Raw genomic sequence first — 342 nt, 5'->3', positions numbered from 1 at the left:
ACCCATTCACAACGTCGTCTACACCCAACGTCTGCAACCGCAGACCGTCGCGGGGTGGAGCAGCCCGGTAGCTCGTCAGGCTCATAACCTGAAGGTCACAGGTTCAAATCCTGTCCCCGCAACCAACAAAAACCCGCAAGTCGAAAGACTTAGCGGGGTTTTTGTCGTATGGGCTCTACGGCTTGCGACAGCGCCGTAAGCACTGCGGAAGCAAGCTGACGTGACCCCCGTTTTTTCCTCCAGTTGGAGCTAGAGTCCGACCCCGGAAAGGGACGGACAGATGAAGCGGAAGCAGTTTTCGGAAGAGCAGATCATCGGCATCCTGAAGGAGGCCGAGGCTGG

Annotated in this window: 1 tRNA gene; it reads left to right on the top strand. The window is 57.6% G+C overall.

Going from position 1 to position 342, the window contains the following annotated elements:
• Nucleotides 1–48 precede the first annotated feature (48 nt).
• Nucleotides 49–125: transfer RNA gene (locus SPHN_RS18360), tRNA-Met, on the top strand.
• The last annotated feature ends 217 nt before the right edge of the window (nt 126–342 follow it).

It is taken from the genome of Sphingomonas faeni (genome assembly GCF_023195535.1).
GTDB classification, from domain to species: Bacteria; Pseudomonadota; Alphaproteobacteria; order Sphingomonadales; family Sphingomonadaceae; genus Sphingomonas; species Sphingomonas faeni_B.
The sequence above is the reverse complement of the archived record's forward strand: the minus strand, read 5'-3'. Positions and strand labels throughout refer to the sequence as shown.